The 18,917-nt window shown below is 63.6% G+C and carries 16 protein-coding genes and 1 tRNA gene; 10 read left to right on the top strand and 7 right to left on the bottom strand.

Features of this window, described 5'->3' with window-relative positions:
• Nucleotides 1-62 precede the first annotated feature (62 nt).
• The 3 genes from yidC to rpmH are packed head-to-tail and all read right to left on the bottom strand — an operon-like array spanning nt 63 to nt 2,394.
• Nucleotides 63-1,877, bottom strand: coding sequence for a membrane protein insertase YidC (gene yidC / locus FJW03_RS25135; protein WP_140765355.1), 1,815 nt, complete (start codon nt 1,875-1,877; stop codon nt 63-65).
• Between the two features lie 14 nt (nt 1,878-1,891).
• Nucleotides 1,892-2,245 (bottom strand): ribonuclease P protein component, encoded by a 354-nt coding sequence (gene rnpA, locus FJW03_RS25130; RefSeq protein ID WP_140609842.1) that lies wholly within the window; start codon nt 2,243-2,245, stop codon nt 1,892-1,894.
• 14 nt (nt 2,246-2,259) lie between these two features.
• Nucleotides 2,260-2,394 (bottom strand): 50S ribosomal protein L34, encoded by a 135-nt coding sequence (gene rpmH, locus FJW03_RS25125; protein WP_008833937.1) that lies wholly within the window; start codon nt 2,392-2,394, stop codon nt 2,260-2,262.
• A 279-nt stretch (nt 2,395-2,673) separates the two neighbouring features.
• Between rpmH and FJW03_RS25120 the strand changes: the two genes are divergently transcribed.
• From FJW03_RS25120 to FJW03_RS25105, 4 genes are all read left to right on the top strand, one after another.
• Nucleotides 2,674-4,161: an ATP-binding protein gene (locus FJW03_RS25120; protein ID WP_140609841.1), complete on the top strand. Its 1,488-nt coding sequence runs from the start codon at nt 2,674-2,676 to the stop codon at nt 4,159-4,161.
• A 259-nt stretch (nt 4,162-4,420) separates the two neighbouring features.
• A tRNA-Arg gene (locus FJW03_RS25115) sits at nt 4,421-4,497 on the top strand.
• A gap of 219 nt (nt 4,498-4,716) precedes the next feature.
• On the top strand, nt 4,717-8,097 hold the full coding sequence (locus tag FJW03_RS25110) for an AAA family ATPase (protein ID WP_140765357.1): 3,381 nt from the start codon (nt 4,717-4,719) through the stop codon (nt 8,095-8,097).
• A gap of 11 nt (nt 8,098-8,108) precedes the next feature.
• Nucleotides 8,109-9,425 (top strand): ABC transporter substrate-binding protein, encoded by a 1,317-nt coding sequence (locus FJW03_RS25105; RefSeq protein WP_140765359.1) that lies wholly within the window; start codon nt 8,109-8,111, stop codon nt 9,423-9,425.
• Here the strand turns inward: FJW03_RS25105 and FJW03_RS25100 are convergent.
• Together FJW03_RS25100 and FJW03_RS25095 are read right to left on the bottom strand one after the other, a co-directional pair.
• The gene (locus FJW03_RS25100; RefSeq protein WP_226890464.1) at nt 9,332-9,706 is read right to left on the bottom strand and encodes a hypothetical protein; all 375 of its coding nucleotides are present in this window, start codon (nt 9,704-9,706) and stop codon (nt 9,332-9,334) included. The two genes, FJW03_RS25105 and FJW03_RS25100, sit on opposite strands and share 94 nt — an antisense overlap.
• Nucleotides 9,707-9,727: 21 nt before the next feature.
• Nucleotides 9,728-11,122 carry an FAD-binding oxidoreductase gene (locus tag FJW03_RS25095; protein ID WP_140765361.1) on the bottom strand — a complete coding sequence of 465 codons (1,395 nt, stop codon included), beginning with the start codon at nt 11,120-11,122 and terminating at the stop codon, nt 9,728-9,730.
• A 133-nt stretch (nt 11,123-11,255) separates the two neighbouring features.
• On the opposite strand from FJW03_RS25095, the gene FJW03_RS25090 reads away from it, so the two are divergent.
• On the top strand, nt 11,256-12,134 hold the full coding sequence (locus tag FJW03_RS25090; RefSeq protein ID WP_264296495.1) for a LysR substrate-binding domain-containing protein: 879 nt from the start codon (nt 11,256-11,258) through the stop codon (nt 12,132-12,134).
• A gap of 48 nt (nt 12,135-12,182) precedes the next feature.
• On the opposite strand, the gene FJW03_RS25085 is transcribed toward FJW03_RS25090, so the two are convergent.
• Nucleotides 12,183-13,031: a hypothetical protein gene (locus tag FJW03_RS25085; RefSeq protein ID WP_226890463.1), complete on the bottom strand. Its 849-nt coding sequence runs from the start codon at nt 13,029-13,031 to the stop codon at nt 12,183-12,185.
• Between the two features lie 246 nt (nt 13,032-13,277).
• Between FJW03_RS25085 and FJW03_RS25080 the strand changes: the two genes are divergently transcribed.
• On the top strand, nt 13,278-14,042 hold the full coding sequence (locus tag FJW03_RS25080) for an SDR family NAD(P)-dependent oxidoreductase (RefSeq protein WP_140765365.1): 765 nt from the start codon (nt 13,278-13,280) through the stop codon (nt 14,040-14,042).
• 21 nt (nt 14,043-14,063) lie between these two features.
• Here the strand turns inward: FJW03_RS25080 and FJW03_RS25075 are convergent, their stop codons facing one another.
• Nucleotides 14,064-14,765 (bottom strand): GntR family transcriptional regulator, encoded by a 702-nt coding sequence (locus FJW03_RS25075; RefSeq protein WP_181173275.1) that lies wholly within the window; start codon nt 14,763-14,765, stop codon nt 14,064-14,066.
• A 225-nt stretch (nt 14,766-14,990) separates the two neighbouring features.
• Here FJW03_RS25075 and FJW03_RS25070 point away from each other — a divergent pair, with 225 nt between their 5' ends.
• The 4 genes from FJW03_RS25070 (at nt 14,991) to FJW03_RS25055 (ending at nt 18,909) form a co-directional block, all read left to right on the top strand.
• Entirely contained in the window at nt 14,991-16,031 is a 1,041-nt protein-coding gene (locus FJW03_RS25070; protein ID WP_140765369.1) for an ABC transporter substrate-binding protein, read from the top strand.
• Between the two features lie 78 nt (nt 16,032-16,109).
• Nucleotides 16,110-17,195: an ABC transporter ATP-binding protein gene (locus FJW03_RS25065; protein WP_140765371.1), complete on the top strand. Its 1,086-nt coding sequence runs from the start codon at nt 16,110-16,112 to the stop codon at nt 17,193-17,195.
• A complete protein-coding gene (locus FJW03_RS25060; RefSeq protein WP_140765373.1) occupies nt 17,192-18,118 on the top strand; it encodes an ABC transporter permease in 927 nt (308 codons plus the stop codon). The genes FJW03_RS25065 and FJW03_RS25060 overlap by 4 nt, the downstream gene beginning before the upstream one ends.
• Complete coding sequence (locus FJW03_RS25055; RefSeq protein ID WP_140765375.1) at nt 18,115-18,909, top strand: ABC transporter permease; 795 nt, start codon at nt 18,115-18,117, stop codon at nt 18,907-18,909. The genes FJW03_RS25060 and FJW03_RS25055 overlap by 4 nt, the downstream gene beginning before the upstream one ends.
• Nucleotides 18,910-18,917: the final 8 nt, after the last annotated feature.

Raw genomic sequence — 18,917 nt, 5'->3', positions numbered from 1 at the left:
GTCCAAACCGCCCAACTTTATGGTTCGGTTTGCCGGGGCGGGCTCTTTGCCAAAGAAGCCCTCTATTCCGCCGGCGACGGTTTCTTGCGGAACAGGGCCATCAGATTGTCCCACAGTTCGATCTTGGCGCCCTGGCGTTTCATGATCACGCCCTGCTGCAGGATCGACAGCGTGTTGTTCCAGGCCCAGTAGATGACGAGGCCGGCCGGGAAACTGCCCATCATGAAGGTGAAGATCACCGGCATCCAGGTGAAGATCGCGGCCTGCGTCGGGTCCGGCGGCGTCGGGTTCATGCGCATCTGCAGGAACATGGTGATGCCCATGACAACCGCCCAGGCGCCCATATGCGGCAGGAATGCAGGTGCCGCGAAGGGCAGCAGACCGAACAGGTTGAAGATCGACGTCGGATCGGGCGCCGCAAGATCGTGGATCCAGCCGAAGAATGGCGCGTGCCGCATCTCGATGGTGATGTAGAGCACCTTGTAGAGTGAGAAGAAGACCGGGATCTGCAGCGCCACCGGCCAGCAGCCGGCAAGCGGATTGATCTTCTCGGTCTTGTAGAGCTCCATCATCGCCTGCTGCTGCTTCATCTTGTCGTCCGCGTATTTCTCGCGGATTTCGAGCATCTTCGGCTGCACCTTCTTCATGTTCGCCATCGACGCATAGGACTTGTTGGCGAGCGGGAAGAAGATGGCTTTGACGATGACGGTGGTGGCGAGGATCGCCAGGCCGAAATTGCCGAAGAATTTGTAGAGCGTATCGATCAGCCAGAACATCGGCTTGGTGATGAAGTAGAACCAGCCCCAGTCGATCACAAGGTTGAACTGGCGAATGTGGCGGTCCGCCTCATAGGCATTGATCTTGGCGACTTCCTTGGCGCCGGCGAAGATTTCCGTCTCGACGGTCGCCGACTGGCCGGCCTCGACGTTGATCGGGTCGGTCAGGAAGTCGGACTGATAGCGATGGCGGCCATCCTCGAAATAGGCGTAGCGCGGCTGGAAAGGCTGCTTCTCGGTCGGTACCAAGGTGACGGCCCAGTATTTGTCGGTAATGCCGAGCCAGCCGTCGGTCGACTTGCCCGGCGTGATCTGCTTGTCCGACTCGATCTTGGAGTATTTGTATTCCGCCAGACCCTCGGTGCCGGTAACGCCGATCAGGCCTTCATGTAGCACGTAGGTGCTGGCGACGGCCGGCTTGTCATAGCGCGTGACACGGCCGTAGTTGAACAGCGAAACCGCGCTGCTGCCTGAGTTCTGCACCGTGTCCGAGACCGTGAACATGTAGTCATTGTCGACGGATACCGTACGCTTGAAGGTCAGGCCCTTGTCATTGGTGTAGGTGAGCGTCACCGGCGTCGAGGGGGTCAGCGTCGGGTTGCCGTCCACGCTCCACACAGTTTCCGCACCCGGTACCGTGCCCGTCTTGTCGTTGCCCACGAAACCGATCTCGGCGAAATAGCCGGTGGGCAGGACCTGCGGGTTGAGAAGCTCGATCTCGGGCGAATTCTTGTCGACGGTTTCGGTGTAGTGCTTGAGCCTGAGGTCGTCGAGGCGTGCGCCGGTCAGGTTGATCGAACCCATCAGGCTCGGCGTGTCGATCTTGACGCGCTTGGAAGCCGCCAAGGCCTGATCGCGGCTGGCAGCCGTGACGGCATCACCGCCGGGCGCGTTGGGAATGCTGCCCGGCGCCGGCGCCGGCGTTCCAGCCCCCGGATTGACGGCCTCGGCCGCCTTCTTCTGCTCTTGCACGCGCTGCTGCTCGACCTTGGCGGCCTCGCGCTGCTGTTCGACGCGCGGGTTCATGTAGAAAACCTGCCACAAAGTCAGGATCAGCACCGACAGCGCGATGGTGATGAAGAAGTTCCGGTTGTTTTCCATCGAGAGCCTTTGGCCTATCGTGTTCCGCGAAGTCGGCGGGAGAGTTCGGCCTTCAACTGGCCGAAGGGGGCGCGCAGCGCATCGTCGCGCCCGACGATGACATAATCATTGCCGGGCATCATGTCATCGGCCGCGTGGACGCGGACGGCTTCTTTCAGCCGCCGCCTGATGCGGTTGCGCACAACGGCTTTGCCGACCTTCTTGGTGACGGTGTAGCCGACACGCGGCATCCCGCCGTCGTCGCGGTCGAGGACCTCGACGAGGAAGAACCGCCCGCGGCGCTTTTCACCACGGCGGACGGCCAGGAATTCCGCGCGCTTCAGAAGCCGCTTGGGATTTTGCCCCACTGGCTTGCCGGTTGCGGGCAACGATCTCGTCTCGCTTAGGCGCTGAGCCGCTTGCGGCCGCGGTTGCGGCGAGCCGCGACGACGCCACGGCCACCCTTGGTGGCCATGCGGGCACGGAAGCCGTGCCGACGTTTGCGGACGAGTTTGGACGGTTGGTAGGTACGCTTCATTTGTTTTAATACCGCGGGGTGCGGCCCTTCTTGATTCTGTCACTTTGTAACAGGAGCTTTGCCGGGCCGGTTTTGGCGCGATCGAAACCGCGCCGGGACGAATGGCCCGAGCGTGAGCGGGCTTATAGAAAGAAGGGTTTTTAAAGTCAATCCGGCGTCGTCTCGCCAAGGCGGCAGGCCATCTGGCGCAAATTTAATGTTCCGACCAAGGATAAAATTGGCAAAAAAGCCGTAATCGCCTAATCTTGGCTGATCAAGTGATTGTGAAGACAGAGTCGCATGAGCGAAACCAGCCAAGCGGGTGAAGGGACCGGAACGGCGCCAGCCGCCGTCCGCACGGTGCCGCTGTCGCGCGGACTGTCGACAAAGCTGCTGCTGCTGACGATCGTTTTCGTGCTGCTGGCCGAAGTGCTCATCTTCCTGCCCTGGATCGCCAGCTACCGGTTGAGCTGGCTCAAGGAGCGGCTGAGCACCGCCGCCGCCGTGTCGATCGTGCTGGTGCAGGGCGAATCGACCTCCTTGTCGCGCGCGGCCCAGAACGACGTGCTGATGGCGATCGGCGCCAAGGCGATCGCGGTGCGCGACGGCGGCGTGTCGCGGCTTCTGGTGGTGGCCGACATGCCGCCGCAGGTCGATTCCCATATCGACCTCGCCAATGTCGGCATGATCAAGGGCATGACCGGCGCGCTCGACACGCTGTTCTTCGGCGGCGACCGCATGCTGCGCGTTTTCGGGCCGGTCGGCGAGAGCGACAAGGAATTCGAGCTGATCATGCCGGACTACAGTCTGCGCAAGGCCATGCTGATCTATTCGCGCAACGTCGCCTTCGTCTCGCTGCTGATCTCGCTGTTCACGGCCATGCTGGTCTATGCCGCGATCGACCTGATCATGATCGGGCCGATCCGCACCATGACGCGCTCGATGCTGACCTTCTCCGAGGCCCCCGACGACCCTGCGCGCATCATCCATCCCGCCGACCGCGCCGACGAAATCGGCGTCGCCGAACGCGAGCTGTCGCAGATGCAGATACGGCTGCAAAAGATGCTTTCCGAACAGAAGCACCTGGCCGACCTTGGCCTTGCCGTGTCGAAGATCAACCACGACATGCGCAACATCCTGTCCTCGGCGCAACTGATTTCGGACCGCCTGCGCCAGGTCAAGGATCCGACCGTGCAGGCCTTCGCGCCGAAGCTTCTGCGCACGCTCGACCGGGCCGTCTCCTATTCGGAAGGCGTGCTGGCCTATGGCCGCACGCAGGAGCCGCCACCTTCGCGCCGCCGGGTGAGGCTGCGCCAGCTGGTCGAGGACGTGCATGGCCTGCTCGACATCGAACAGGGCATCGAGTTCATCAACGCCGTCGAGACGGCGTTCGAGGTGGATGCCGATTCCGACCAGTTGTTCCGGGTGCTGACCAATCTGTGCCGCAACGCGGTGCAGGCGATGGCGGCCGACACCGAGAGCGCCGTCGTGCGCCGGCTGGCCGTGTCGGCCGAGCGGATAGGCAGCGTCAGCCGCATCGCCGTCACCGACACCGGCCCCGGCCTGCCGCCGAAAGCGCGCGAGAACCTGTTCGCGGCATTCCGCGGCTCGGCGCGCAGCGGCGGAACCGGCCTTGGCCTGGCGATCGCGCATGAACTGATCCGGGCGCATGGCGGCACGGTGGAGCTGGTCGAGAGCATTGGCGGGCGCACCACTTTCGCCGTGACCATCCCCGACCAGCCGGTGCGGCTCGACCAGGCCCGAGGCAGCCTGCGCCGCCCAGCGTGACCGCTTGCGCCGAGGCGCGTCGGACGTGACACTTCGATGACCTTCCCCGAGAGCTCCTTTCCTCCCAGTTTGAAACCAGACCGGCTCTCGACAGCCTCAAAGCCCCGGAATCGGGGCCGTCATCGCTGGATGACAGGACCGCGACAAAACTTTTGCCGGATCGGCTTGCTTTTCGCGATTTCAGTCGTTAGGGAACTGCACACATTCGCGGCCGGTCTTTCGGATCGGATCGCGGGCCGTTGAAAACACGGCCTGTTGCGCGCCCGTAGCTCAGCTGGATAGAGCACCAGACTACGAATCTGGGGGTCAGGAGTTCGAATCTCTTCGGGCGCGCCAATCGTGACATACTGATTTGGCGCGACATTTTCCCCAGCACTGGAACAAAACTGGGCATCTGCGTCTGCTTCCGACCCGAAGAAGACGCCTGGACGGCTCAACTCGACTGACTTGTGGGCGGCCCAAAGATGATACTGCTCCTCGCATAAGAGGCGCGACCCTACTTAGTGTTTGCGATATAGTGCTCGGGCAAAGCTTCCACCGCCTGGGAGTAGGCACGTGGATATTCGAGCATGGCTGGTGAGCCTCGGTCTCGGCGAGTATGCCGACGCCTTCGGCAGCCAAGATATCGATGAAGAGGTGCTCCCGAGCCTGACCGCCGACGACCTGACGGCGCTCGGGGTCATGTCGATTGGCCATCGGCGCAAATTGCTCAGCGCCATTGCGGCCCTCGCCGAGAGTCCGACCCGGCCCACAACGGCCCAGCCCCCGCCCGCCCCTTCGGATTCTCGCGCAGAGCGACGGCAACTCACTGTGATGTTCGTCGACCTCGTTGGCTCGACCGAGCTTGCGCAGGCGCTCGACCCGGAAGACATGCGCGAGGTCATTCGCGCCTATCAGCAGGTGGTTGCGCGAGAGATCGCTCGCTACGACGGGCGCGTCGCCAAGCTGATGGGCGACGGCGTGCTCGCCTATTTCGGCTGGCCACAGGCGCACGAGGATGACGCCGAGCGCGCGGTGCGAGCCGGCCTCGCCGCCGCTTCCGCCACCGGCCGGCTGACCGCGCCCGGCGGCAAGCCGCTAGCGGCGCGCGTCGGCATCGCCACGGGACTGGTGGTCGTCGGCGACCTGATCGGCGAAGGCGCTGCACAAGAGGAAGCCGTTGTCGGAGACACGCCCAACCTCGCGGCCCGGCTGCAGGCACTCGCAGAGCCAGGCGCAGTCATCATCGCCGACACGACGCAAAAGCTGGTTGCGGGGCTGTTCGCGACAGCCGACCTCGGTGAGCGCCCTTTGAAGGGCTTTGCCGCTCCGGTGCGGTGCCGGCGCGTCGTCGGCGAAACAGCCGCCGAAAGCCGGTTCGAAGCGCGGCACGCCGTGCTTGCACCTCTGGTCGGGCGGGACCCTGAGCTGGCACTCCTGCTCGAACGCTGGCACCGCGCGACAGCGGCAGAGGGTCGGGTCGTTCTGCTCAGTGGCGAGGCGGGCATCGGCAAGTCGCGCCTGATTGCGGCGCTCGCGGAGCGGGTTGCCACCGAACCGCATGCCGAGCTGCGCTTCTTCTGCTCCGCCTATCATACGAACAGCGCGCTGCATCCTCTCATAGCGCATATCGAGCGAGCGGCGGGTTTCCTCAGTGACGACAGTGCCGATAGCAGGTTCGACAAACTCAGGGCACTGCTCGCCAGGCTCCATATGGAGACGGACGAGGCGCTGCCGCTGCTGGCGATCCTATTGTCGATCGACCCAGGCGGACGCTACCAGCCGCCCAGACTGCCCGCGCCGACACTCAGGGCGCGCACGCTGGCGGCGTTGATACGGCTGGTCGAGGCGTCGGCGAACAAGCCGGCGCTTGTGCTGGTCGAAGACGCCCACTGGATAGACCCGACGACGGCAGAGTGGCTCGGGATGCTGGTTGAGCGGCTCGCCGGCCTGCGCGCCCTGTTGGTGGTGACGGCACGACCGGAATTCGAGCCGCACTGGACGGCGCTATCGTCTGTGGAGACAGTGCTGCTCGGACGGCTCGAACAGGAACACGGCATAGCGATCATAGAGCGCGTTGCAGGCAACAGAAAGCTGCCGCCCGATATTGCCGACAGGATCCTGGCCAACACGGAAGGTGTACCGCTGTTCGTCGAGGAGCTGACGCGGACAGTCCTCGATTCCGGGCAGCTACTAGAGGCCGACGGGCGCTATCTCGCGATAGGGCCGCTGCCCAACCTGGCAATTCCCTCGACCCTGCAGGACTCGCTGATGGCGCGCCTCGACCGGCTGTCGCCGGTCAAAGAGACGGCCCAGATCGGTGCCTGCATCGGGCGCATCTTCGGCCACCGGCTGCTCGCTGCGGTGAGCGGTGCGGACCAGGCGCGGCTCGACGATGCGCTCCACCAGCTCGAACAAGCCGAACTGGTGTTTCGCGGCGGCGTCGCGCCGGAGGCGACCTATACGTTCAAGCATGCGCTGGTGCGCGACACCGCCTACCAGAGCCTGCTGAAGAGCCGGCGCCAGCAAATCCATGGCAGGATTGCTGCAGCGCTCGAAGCCGAGTTCGCCGAAATCGCCGAAGCCGAACCCGAAACCGTCGCGCAGCATTACACGCTGGCCGGCCAGGCGGGTGAGGGCGTGCCATGGTGGCTGCGGGCGGGGCAGCGCGCGATGGCAAGGTCTGCCAACCGCGAGGCCGCAGCTCACTTCGCCAAGGGGCTCGAGCTTACAGCGTCACTGCCCGCTTCCGAGACCCGGCTCAGGCAGGAAGTTTCACTGTGGACGGCGATGGGCTCGGCTCTTGTCCCCGCCAAAGGTTGGGCCGCCCCGGAGCCCCTGCAGGCATTTTCGACCGCGCGGGACCTTGCCGCGCGGCTCGGCGACAAAGTCAAGCTGTTCGCAGCGGTGCGCGGCGAGAGTGGCTGCCGTACCATCTCGGGCGACCTGCGCGCCGCCGAAGCTCTTGCCATGCAGTGCAAGACGCTCGGGGTGGAGCTCGCCGAGGCATCCGGCGATTCTGAGTACCTGCTGGAGGCACACCATCAACTCTGGGGCGTCAATTTCTATCTCGGCAGGTACGAGTCCGCTGAACCGTTTGTCAGATATGGCCTTGAAACCTACGACTACGAGCGGCATCGCCACCTTGCGTGGGGCTATACTGGGCACGATCCCGGCGTCTGTTGCAGGTCGTTCCACGCGCAGATGCTCTGCATATGCGGCAAGCCTGACAAGGCGATCCGGCAGGCAAGGGAAGCTGTCGCTCTGGCCCAGCGCGACTCGCATCCCCTTAGCTTGGCCCAGGCACAGATGGCCCTCGGCGTTGTCCACCTCCTTCGGCGAGAGCCCGGAAAGGCGCGACGCTGGGCTGAAAAAGCCATTGCGGTGTGTACCGAGTTCGCCCTCCCGCTGCTGCTGGGGCAGGCTCGCGCCTTCTTCGGCTGGGCGCTTGCCGGTCTGGGTGCGTTGGACGATGGGATTGGCGAGATGCGTGATGGGATCGCGGCGATGGCCGCGACCGGCGCCGACATGGGGATGGCCGCTTATCTGTGCGCGCTAGCGCGGGCCTGCGGCGAGCGCGGCGACGCAAGCGAGGGACTGGCCGTTCTGGAGCAGGCGTTCGACACGCTCGCCAAATCAGGCTCCACATATCAGCTGCCCGAGTTGTTGAGTGCGAAAGGAGAGTTGCTGTCACGGCTGGACCCGCGCGGCGACGCCGCCGAAGACCCTTTGCGGCAATCTCTGGCCGCCGCCCGTGAGCAGCGCGCGATACTGGCCGAGTTGAGGGCCGCTTTTCGCCTCGCGGGACTTTGGGCCAACCACGGCCGCGACAAGGAGGCGCGAGAGTTGCTCGCACCGGTCTATGCGGCATTCAACGAAGGCCTCGACACGCCTGACCTGATGGAGGCCGGACGCCTGCTGCAACGGCTTCCGCAAGGAGCGACCGCGGTGCCCTAGGGAGGAGAGCCATGCTCAAACGAATGTGGGTCGGCCTGTTGGCGGGCGTTGCACTGCTGCCGCCTAGCAGCCAGGCTGATGCGACAACCGAACTCACGATCCTGTGGGCAGAATGGGATCCGGCCAACTATCTGCAGGAGCTCGCCGACGAGTATGAGAAGGAGACCGGGGTCAAGGTCACGGTCGAGACCGTGAACTGGCCCGGTTTCCAAGACAAGGCATTTATGGAGTTCAATGCCCACTCTGATTCCTACGACATGGTCGTCGGCGATTCGCAATGGCTTGGAGCCGGCGCCACGGAGGGTCACTACGCCGAGTTGACCGATCTCGTGAAGGAGAGCGATCTGACCAAGGTCATGACCCCGGCGTCGATGACTTATTATTCCGAATATCCAAGGGGCAGCGGACGCTACTGGGCCGTTCCGCTCGAGGCCGACGCGGTCGGCTGGGCCTACCGCAAGGATTGGTTCGAGGATCCCGCCGAAATGAAGGCCTTCAAAGATAAGTACGGCTACGACCTCGCCCCGCCGAAAACCTGGATGCAGCTGCGCGACATCGCCGAGTTCTTCTACCGACCGCACGCCAACCCACCGCGCTATGGTGTCGCGATCTATACAGAGCAGCACGGCGACGGGCTGATCATGGGCTTCATGTCCGAATTGTTCAGCTATGGCGGCGAGCTCGGGAACTACAGCACTTGTGCGGTCGAAGGCATCGTTAACTCGCAGCAAGCCATCAAGGCGCTTGAGGCTTACAAGGAACTCTATTCCTTCACGCCGCCGGACTGGGGTAATACCACCAATCGAGAGGAAGACCTGGCGATCACCGGGGGGCTGGCGGCAATGAGTATGAACTTCTTCGCCTTCTTTCCGGCGCTGGCGAATCCAGCGATAAATCCGAACGCCTCCGTTACTGGATTCTTCGCCAGCCCGGCTGGACCGGGCGGGGATCGATTCACGGCGCTGGGGGGCCAAGGTATTTCGATCGTCTCTTATTCGCGCAAACAGGCGGAAGCCAGGAAGTTCCTTGAATGGCTCGCTCGCGACGACACGCAGCAGAAATGGGCGGACCTTGGCGGCTATACCGCCGACGCCCACATTCTGGAGTCGGAGAAGTTCCGCAACGCTACGCCGTACAATGAAGCGTTTTATCAGAGCCTCTTCGTGGTGAAGGACTTCTGGGCAGAACCCTACTACGCCAAGCTCGTCGATCAGATGAACGCACGTCTGGCACCCTACCTGCTCAAGGATGGGGGATCGGCAAAGGAGACGCTCGACGGGATCGCGGCCGACTGGAAGACGACGATCGCCGAAAACGGCTGCAAATAGACGCCCTTGATCGCAAAATTGCGTCGCAAGGCGCGTGCGGCCTCCGATACATCGCCGATGCGCCTGTGGGCGGGCTCCAGGACGGCCACGCCGTCATGCCATTCACCCGCCATCATCATCAGCAGGCCGGCGAGAACGATCGCCTTGTCGCCGATGTCGGCCAGGCTCGCGCCAAGACTATCGCCGGCAAGGGGCGCGACGGCGCCGACGCTCTGGAACTGGAACGCCATTGCCGCGCGGGCGACGAACAGGACAGCCAGGATCGTCCAGCGGCTGCGCAAGGTTCTCTCACGGATTGCGAATTACCCAGGCCTGATATTCTGGTTCAGTCGGAAGAAATTGGTCGGGTCGTATTGCGTCTTGATGGCGGCGAGGCGTGCATAGTTTCCACCGTAAGCGTCCCGCACGCGCTCGTCACCCTCATCACCGAGATTGTTGGCATAGACACCGCCGGTAGAGAATGGCCTCACCGCATTCCACAGGTCGCGCGCCCAGCCTATATTCGCCTCGTCATCGGCGGGATCGTCCCAGATGGCGATCGGGAAGCAATCGACAGCCGCGTCGCGATTGGCGTAGGGCGAATCCGATGCCGGCACGCGGGCGATGGCTCCGCCGACCTGTTGGAAAACCAGCAGGCTGGAGCGATTGGGAGCCGCAGCGTAACGGTCGAGCAACGCGTCGATCGCACCGTCGCTGATCTCGCGCAGAAACTGCGCCTTCCAGTAATAGCGCCGCCCGCGTGGAAAGAGGCTATCGCCCGCCGATTGTATCTGAAGATAAGAAACGGCCTGAAGGCGGCTTTCGATGGGGGAGCCGAATGTCATCAGCGGTGCGATGACAGGTTCGCCCGCTTCGGGTCGCCCGACATAGCAGGCCGAGATGCTGAAGCCTCGGTCGCCCGTCGGCAACGTGACGAGCGCGGCGTCGACGCTCAACTCGTCCGGCGCTTCTCGGGAGAACCGATCGTAAAACCGCATGGCCTCGCGCGCATGATCGTAGGCGTGAAGCACCGAGCCGACGAGAAGAGCCGGGCCGAGCGGATGCAGCCGGTATTCGAATGCCGTCACTATGCCGAAATTGCCGCCGCCGCCATGCAAGCCCCAGAACAGTTCGGGATGCTCGCCGGCGCTTGTCCGCAACAGCCGGCCGTCGGCGGTGACGATTTCAGCGGCGATCAGATTATCGCAGCTCAGGCCGTGCTTGCGTCCAAGCTTGCCGAAGCCGCCGCCGAGCGTGAGGCCGGCAATGCCGGTGTCGCTGTTGACGCCCATGGTCGTCGCAAGACCGTGGGCCTGTGTAGCGGCGTCGAATTCACCGAGATTCAGGCCAGCCTCGGCCCTGGCGATGCGGCGCTCGGGATCGACGACGATCTTCTTCATGCGGGATAGATCGATCACCATGCCATCGTCGCAGACGGACAGACCGGCAACGTTATGGCCGCCGCTGCGAACGGCCACAAGACAGCCTTGTGACCTGGCATAGGCCACGGCAAGAACGACATCATCGGGATGGGCGCAAAAGACGATGGCAGCGGGACGTCTGTCGATCGCCCCGTTCCAGACCCCACGCGCCTGGCCGTAGGTGGGGTCTGTCGGCAACACCAGTTCGCCGCGTAAGCCTTGCCGCAGCTGTTCGATCACGGGACTCGAAAAATGGGATCGGCCCGATAGCACATCGGTCTGTCGTGGAATCTCCATCGTTATCGTCCTCGCTCCAACAGGACTACGGTCTCACAGGGACCAGCCTTCTGCAAAAGCGAAATTCTTAGCTGCTGGATGAGAGGAATTCATCTACGCTGCCGGCATGAGAAACTGTCCGCCGCTCCGCGCTTTGCACGCCTTCGAGGCCGCAGCCCGGCACGGCAGCTTCAAGGCGGCAGCAGCGGAGCTCGGCGTGACACCGACGGCGATCAGCCATCAGGTCCGCTCGCTGGAAGAAATATGCGGTCGCAAGCTGTTCCAGCGCCGGCCGCGCCCGCTCGTGCTGACGAGTGCGGGAGCGCGACTGTTTCCTATCCTTCGCAACGGCTTCGATCTTCTCGCAGGCTCTCTTGCCGCAGTCGCCGAGCCGGATGTTCAATCGCCATTGCGGGTGACGAGCCCGAACGCTTTCGCAAGCCGATGGCTGGTGCCCCGGTTACCGAAATGGCGAGAGGCCAACCCGGCCGTGCCACTGGAGATCATCGGAACGGACGCGGTACTCGACCTTCGTGCCGGCGCCGCGGATGTTGCGATCCGCTACACGCGCCGACCGCCTTTGGGCGTTGCCGCTCAGGAAGTGTGCCGCGATTCCTTCTTTCCCATTTGCAGTCCCCGATTGTTGGCGAGCGACGGGCGAGCGATCGAGCGTGCCGCCGATCTCCTGCGGTATCCCCTGATCCACTTTGACTGGATGAATCGGGATCCGGACGCTCCCACCTGGCCCCGATGGCTGGCGACGGCCCGTTCGATCGATCCGGACCTGGTCCCGGACAAAGCCTGGGATTTGAGCTTCCGCGAGGAACTACACGCGATCGATGCGGTTGTCGCCGGGCAAGGCATTGCGATCTGCAGTGACGTTGTGGTCGGCCGTGAACTGGAGAACGGCTCGCTCGTCAAGGCGCATCCATTGTCCTTGCCGGGCTACAGCTTTTATGTCGTCTGGATGCATCACAGTCCGCGATCCACGATCATCGAGTCATTCCTGGCATGGATGAGAACCGTTACGTGAGTGCTTGCCTGTGACCGCCCCCCCGGAGCCACTTCTGGACGACAGGCATCAGAAATGCCAGATGCCCCGCTGCTTCCACATATCCATTGGCGCCCGCCAAAGCCTGTATCTGGCGGCCTGCTCGATCTGCTCGCCCACGCCGAGGTGGCCATAGCCGGCAAAGAAAGCTTCGAGCCGTCGCCGGGCAAAGAGCTTCTTTCCCCTGGTGGTGTAGTTTCGGATCGGCAGCCGGTGCGGCGTTATCCTGCATCCATCCCTGGCCAACGCAACACCAATGCAGAATTGTTCCGGCGTATGCGCCCTTACGACACCGATCAGTTGCTCGATTGCATGATAGGCGTCGCTCAGTGCGGGAAGGGCGGCATTGTGGACACCCAGGACCCCGCTGCTCCACATCGGCTCGCTTCCGGTCAGCATTTTCTCGCCAAGCATGAAATGCCTGCCTTCGAGGGCACGGTAGGGGGGCTTTGGCCGGCCCTCGCACCTGTTCATGACGGAATGTGAGGGGGAAATCTGGCCGAAACAGCCCGAAATGTCGCCAATCGGATACATGTCCGTGTCCATGAGGAACAGGCGCTCGCAGGACTCCAGCAGATCGATGATGCCGGCCGCCTTGATGCCGAAGCGGTATCGGCCGCCAAATGACATTTCGGCCATCCGGCTCGCCGTAAGCTCCATCGTCCCGATGGGATAGCCGTCGAAAATCTGCGGCCTGTCGGTGAGGACAGTGATCTTCGCGCCCGGGCAATAGTGCAGCAGCCTCAGCGCGCTGAAAAGCGCGCCGCGCGCGTATAGCTCGTCATCGCCGAACGCGATGTATCCGAAACTGTCGCTCATTTCCGGCCCCAGCAGCAGCGCCGCGCCCTGACCTTTGCTCGAATCGTTGGAGGAGTCCATAAGCTTCAGCTTATGCAGCCTCCCCAATCATCGAAGAGATGATGCAGCCCGCTGCCTTGGTTGTTGCGCGTCCCCCGCATGTCAAAAATGTCGTCCTTCGCACGGAGGCGCGGACCCGTTGGCGCGGGGATAGACGCGTTCGGATTGGGTTCTCTTGCGCCAACAATCTTGTTAGGTCGGATTGCGGGCGCGCCGGTAAACCGGCAAACCACCAATCGAAAATGATGCCAGCCCCAAGGAGCCCGCATGGCCGCGACCACCAGCAAGATCAGACGCGCCTTGATTACCGGCGCGGGAGCGGCGGATGGAATCGGCTTCGCCATTGCCCGTCACCTCGGCAAAGCCGGGCACGCCGTTTTCCTGACCGGGGCCAGTGCGCGTGTGATGGATCGCGCCGCGGAGCTTCGCGGCGAAGGCATCGATGCCACTGCCACGGTTGCCGACCTCACCATGGCTGCCGATGTCGCGCGGCTGCGGGTGGCCGCCGGCGCGGTCGATATCCTGGTCAACAATGCCGGCATGGGCTCGCTGGCATCGCCGTCGTCCGACAAGGCGTTTGTCTCGATGACCGAGGCCGACTGGGATCAAGGAATCGACGTCAGCCTGAAGACCGCGTTCCTCGTCACCAGGGCGTTTCTGCCGGCGATGGTTGAAGCAGGCTACGGACGCGTCGTCAATGTGGCGTCGGTCACCGGGCCGATCGTGTCTTTCGAAGGCACATCAGCCTATTCCGCCGCCAAGGCCGGCATGGTCGGCCTGACACGCGCACTGGCGCTGGAAATGGCAAAGGACGGCATCACCGTCAACGCGGTCGCGCCCGGCTGGATCGAAACCGGCGCGTCGAGCGCGATGGAGCTGACAGCGGCCCTGCATACGCCGCCGGCGCGGGCCGGCCTGCCCCATGAAGTGGCCGCGGCGGTCGTGTTCCTGGCATCGGAGGGCGCCAGCTATGTCAATGGCGCCGTGCTGGTGGTTGACGGCGGCAACAGCCTTCAGGAACGCAAAGGCTGAAGGCGCGCCGTCCCAACCCGCTCAGGACGCCTTGGCGAGAAAACTCTGGTAATCGGACTTGGCCTGCAGCAGGCGCAACACGTTCTCGCGCGAGCCGCGCACATGGGCACGCGCCAGCATGCCGGCCCGGCCGGCGTCGCCGGCGCAGATGGCCTCGACGATCTCGGCATGCTCGTCACGGGCGATCTTCCATTCGTCCAGCCACAACAGTTCGGTCCAGACATAGTGCTGGCACTTGTCGAGGATGCCGCAAAGCATGCCGTGCAGCATGGCGTTGCCGCTGATCTGCGCGATGACGCGGTGCAGATCGATGCCGACCTCCAGCTCCTGGAATTTTTCTTTTGTGGTGCGATCGGGAATGGCGGCAAGCCGCTCGCATTCGGCCAGCATCACGCGCAGCCGCGCCTTGTCCTTCTCGGTCGCGGCGACGGCCGCGAGTTCCGTGGCATGGCCGTCGAGCAGTTCGCGGATGTCGAAGGCCTCGCGGAACATATTGATGTCGAACTCGGTGACGGCATAGCCCTGGCGCGGCCGGCCGGTAACAAGCCCGTCGCGCTCCAGGCGATTGAAGGCCTCGCGCACCGGCGTGCGGCTGACATTGAGCTTCGCCGCGATGTCGCTCTCGGTGACGCGGGCGCCAGGCGGAATCTGGCCGGTCACGATCATCGCCTTGAGCGAGGTGTAGACCGAGTCGCGCAGCGTGTTTTTCGTTTCCTTGGCCAAGATCCGCTTCCAGTCCTCCGGCACTCACGCCGGACATTGCCACGTTTGTAGTCGTTGTCGGTCCAATTTGCCACGCGGGTGGCTGCGTCTCTCACAGGCTTGTCCGGCTCGAATAGATCGCGCCGGCCGGTGTTGACAACACCGATCCCTTGGCTACATTCAAAATTGTATACAAAATCGCATGCCAAATCAAAGAACAAATGGGAACACTGGTGGAGAACTGAAATGAACAGGACCAGCAGCTTTAAAGCTTTCGCGATAGCCGGCCTCGCAGCCTCCGTGGCAGTGCCCGCCGTCGCCGCCGACACGATCACCGTTGCCTCATGGGGCGGCACCTATCAGGAGGCGCAGACAAAGGCGTTCTTCAAGCCGACCGCCGACGCGCTCGGCATCACCATCAAGGAAGACACCACCAACGGGCTTGACGACGTGCGACTGCAAGTAACCGGCAACGCGGTGAAGTGGGACATCACCGAACTCGGCGCCGACGAATGCGCGCGCGGCTCGAAGGAAGGGCTGTTCGAAAAGCTCGATTACGGCATTATCGACAAGAGCGGCATCAACCCGAAGCTCGTCCATGACGACTGGGTCGGCATCTCCTACACCTCCGTCGTGCTGATCTACCGGACCGACGTCTTCGGCGACAAAGGCCCGAAGACCTGGGCGGATTTCTGGAACGTGGAAAAATTTCCCGGGCGGCGCGCGCTGAGCAGCAGCCAGGCGACCGAGACGTTGAGCGTCGCCGCCCTCGCCTCCGGCCTGCCGATCGACAAGGTCTATCCCGTCGACATCGACGCCGCGCTGAAATCGGTCGACAAGATCCGCGGCCATGTCGACGCCTGGTGGACGTCGGGCGCGCAGGCCATGCAGCTGGTCAAGGACGGCGAAGTCGACATGGCGAGCATCTGGAACGGCCGCGCCGGCACCCTGAAGAAGGAAGGCGCGCCGGTCAGCTTCTCCTTCGACCAGGGGGTGCTGACCGCCGACTGCATGGTGATCCCGAAGGGCGCCAAGAACAAGGACGCGGCGATGAAGGCGCTGGCGATGTTCGTCAGCCCGCAATTGCAGGCCAATCTGCCGCTCTATGTCGACAACGGACCGGTGAACGAAAAGGCCTTCGAAACCGGCAAGATCCCGCCGGAGCGGATCAAGGACATCAACTCGTCGCCGGAGAACGTCAAGAAGCAGGTGCTGCAGGACGCCGAGTTCTGGCGCGACAATCTGGTCGAGGCGACCGAGAAGTTCAACAATCTGATCCAGCAATAGGCATTGACAAGGCAGGGCGGCACCAGCGTCGCCCTGCCTTCCGTCGCCTGAAAATTGCCGGCTAGGGAGAAAGTGATCTTGTCCATTGCGCCATCCGCGCTGCCGATCGGCTTGCGCGCGATCGAGAAACGATTTGGCTCCGTATCGGTCCTGCGCGACCTGAACCTCGATGTCGCGGCGGGCGAATTCCTGACGCTGCTTGGCCCTTCCGGATCCGGGAAGACGACGCTGCTGATGATCCTCGCCGGTTTCATCAGGGCCAATGCCGGTTCCATCAAGGTGGGCGACGACGAGATCATCACCACGCCGCCGCACAAGCGCAACATCGGCATGGTGTTCCAGAACTATGCGCTGTTCCCGCATATGAATGTCTTCCACAACATCGCCTTTCCGCTGAAGCAGCGTGGCGTGGCGACGGCCGAGACGGCGCAGCGTGTCGAAAAGGCGCTGGAGCTGGTGAAGCTGCAGGGCCTGGGCGACCGGGGGGTCGACCAGCTCTCCGGCGGCCAGCGGCAGCGCGTGGCGCTGGCGCGCGCCATCGTCTTCGAGCCGCGCATCGTGCTGATGGACGAACCCCTGTCGGCGCTCGACAAGGGCCTGCGCGAGCATATGCAGATCGAACTGCGCGCACTGCACCGGCGGCTTGGCATGACGACGGTCTATGTCACCCACGACCAGCGCGAAGCCATCACCATGTCGGACCGCATCGCTGTGATGAACGCCGGCCGCATCGAACAGCTCGACCGGCCCGAAACGCTATACGCCGCGCCCAAGACGCAATTCGTCGCCGGCTTCATCGGCGAATCGAATTTCATGCCCGTCGAATGCCGCGACGGGGCGGTCTGGTGCGAGGACAGACGTATCCACACAGCAATGCCGGCCCCGGCCTCGGGCCGGCACCTGATGGTGGTGCGGCCCGAAAAGCTGCGGTTGGTCACCACAACGGAGCCGTCGAACGGGATCAACGTCTTCGATGCCACGGTCGCCGACATCATCTACCAGGGCGACAGCTTCGTCTGCTACGCGGTGCTGCGCGATGGGCGCCAGCTGACGTTGCGCGACTATTGCCGCGGTGATGTGCTGGCGCGGCTGCCGGCGCCCGGCCAGCCGATCCGCCTCGGCCTCGATGCGCAGGACACGATCCTGGTGGCGGCCGAAGAATGAGCGCGCAATCCGCCCTCATCGAGGGGACTGCCGGCGGCGTCGGCGGGGACCTGAACGCGCGGGCATTGCGCGCCGACGCGCGGCGCGAGTCGCTGCGGCTGCTGGCGCTGCTGTCGCCCAGTCTCTTCCTCGTCTGCGCCATCATCATCGTGCCGATCGGCTGGCTGTTCTGGCTGTCGCTGTTCGACGAGACCGGCGCCTTGAGCGCCGCCAATTATGCGCGCTTCTTCGAGCAGGCTTCGTACATCAAAACCTTTGCCACCACCTTCAAGGTCGCGTTCATCGTTACCGGGGCCTGCGTGCTGCTTGGCTATCCGCTGGCCTACATGCTGTCGCAACTGCCGCGCCGGGCGGCGTCGATCTGCCTGATCTTCGTCATCCTGCCGTTCTGGACATCGGTGCTGGTGCGCACCTATGCCTGGCTGGTGATCCTGCAGCGCAAGGGCCTGATCAACAGCTGGCTGATCGACCTCGGCGTCATCAGCCAGCCGCTGTCGCTCGCCAACAACCTGTCCGGCGTCGTCGTCGGCATGACGCACATCCTCTTGCCCTTCCTCGTCCTGCCGCTCTACGCCTCGATGAAGACCATCGACACCGACTGCCTGCGCGCCGGCATGAACCTCGGCGCCGGTCCCGTCGCGACCTTCCGGCAGATCTTCTTTCCGTTGTCGCTGCCCGGCCTCGCCTCCGGTGTGGTCATCGTCTTCGTGCTGTGTCTCGGCTTCTTCGTAACCCCGGCGCTGATGGGCGGCGGCAAGGTGGTCATGTGGGCGATGCGCATGGAACAGACAACCAGCCTCTATTCCAACTGGGGCGCGGGTGCCGCGCTTGGCGTGGTGCTGCTGGTCGTCACGCTGGCGCTGCTCGGCCTATTCCGGTGGCTGCTCGGCGCGCGCGCCACCGGCGTGTGGAGTTCGCGATGAACGGGAGCCTGCCGATTTCGCACTGGCAACGCCTGTGGCTTTATGCGCTGGGCGGCCTTGTGCTTTTGTTCCTGATCGCGCCGTCGGTGATCATCGTCATCATGTCGTTCTCGGATTCGACGCTGCTGCAGTTTCCGCCGCAGGAATGGTCGCTGCGCTGGTACCAGACCTATTTCCAGTCGCTGGAATGGCGCGACGCCACGATCGTCTCGGTGAAGGTGGCGCTCATGACCGTTCTGGTGGCGACGCCGCTCGGCACCGCGGCCGCCTATGCCATCAACCGGGGCACACTGCGCTTCAACGGCACAATCAACGGCCTGCTCACGGCGTCGCTGATCATCCCGGTGATCCTGATCGGCATCGGCACCTTCTTCCTCTATGCCCGCATCGGGCTCAACAACACGCTGACCGGTTTGGTGATCGCGCACACGGTGCAAGCCTTGCCGCTTGTGGTGCTGACCGTGCTGTCCGGACTGCGTTCCTACGACATGAACCAGGAACGGGTGGCGCGCAGCCTGGGCGCCGGGCGCATCGCTGCATTCTGGCAGGTGACCATGCCGCAGATCCGCTTCTCGATCGTCTCGGGCGCGCTGTTCGCCTTCATCACCTCCTTCGACGAGGTGGTGGTTTCGCTGTTCATTTCGGGCGGCGAGACGACGACGTTGACGCGCCGCATGTTCAACGCGCTGCGTGACCAGATCGACCCGACGATCGCCGCCATCTCCACCTGCCTGATCGTGCTGTCGGTCGTGCTTTTGGCAATCGCGCAGATCTTCGGCCGCCGTCCTTGATTTCATCG

The sequence above is a fragment of the Mesorhizobium sp. B4-1-4 genome (assembly GCF_006439395.2).
Lineage (GTDB): Bacteria > Pseudomonadota > Alphaproteobacteria > Rhizobiales > Rhizobiaceae > Mesorhizobium.
Note: the sequence above shows the minus strand (reverse complement) of the source record. Positions and strands in the feature narration are given on the sequence as shown.

Excerpts from the sequence above, each read along its gene's own strand:
- yidC (WP_140765355.1), bottom strand. The coding sequence starts at position 1,877 with ATGGAAAACAACCGGAACTTCTTCATCACCATCGCGCTGTCGGTGCTG.
- rpmH (WP_008833937.1), bottom strand. The coding sequence starts at position 2,394 with ATGAAGCGTACCTACCAACCGTCCAAACTCGTCCGCAAACGTCGGCAC.
- FJW03_RS25120 (WP_140609841.1), top strand. The coding sequence starts at position 2,674 with ATGAGCGAAACCAGCCAAGCGGGTGAAGGGACCGGAACGGCGCCAGCC.
- FJW03_RS25105 (WP_140765359.1), top strand. The coding sequence starts at position 8,109 with ATGCTCAAACGAATGTGGGTCGGCCTGTTGGCGGGCGTTGCACTGCTG.
- FJW03_RS25095 (WP_140765361.1), bottom strand. The coding sequence starts at position 11,122 with ATGGAGATTCCACGACAGACCGATGTGCTATCGGGCCGATCCCATTTT.
- FJW03_RS25085 (WP_226890463.1), bottom strand. The coding sequence starts at position 13,031 with ATGGACTCCTCCAACGATTCGAGCAAAGGTCAGGGCGCGGCGCTGCTG.
- FJW03_RS25080 (WP_140765365.1), top strand. The coding sequence starts at position 13,278 with ATGGCCGCGACCACCAGCAAGATCAGACGCGCCTTGATTACCGGCGCG.
- FJW03_RS25070 (WP_140765369.1), top strand. The coding sequence starts at position 14,991 with ATGAACAGGACCAGCAGCTTTAAAGCTTTCGCGATAGCCGGCCTCGCA.
- FJW03_RS25060 (WP_140765373.1), top strand. The coding sequence starts at position 17,192 with ATGAGCGCGCAATCCGCCCTCATCGAGGGGACTGCCGGCGGCGTCGGC.
- FJW03_RS25055 (WP_140765375.1), top strand. The coding sequence starts at position 18,115 with ATGAACGGGAGCCTGCCGATTTCGCACTGGCAACGCCTGTGGCTTTAT.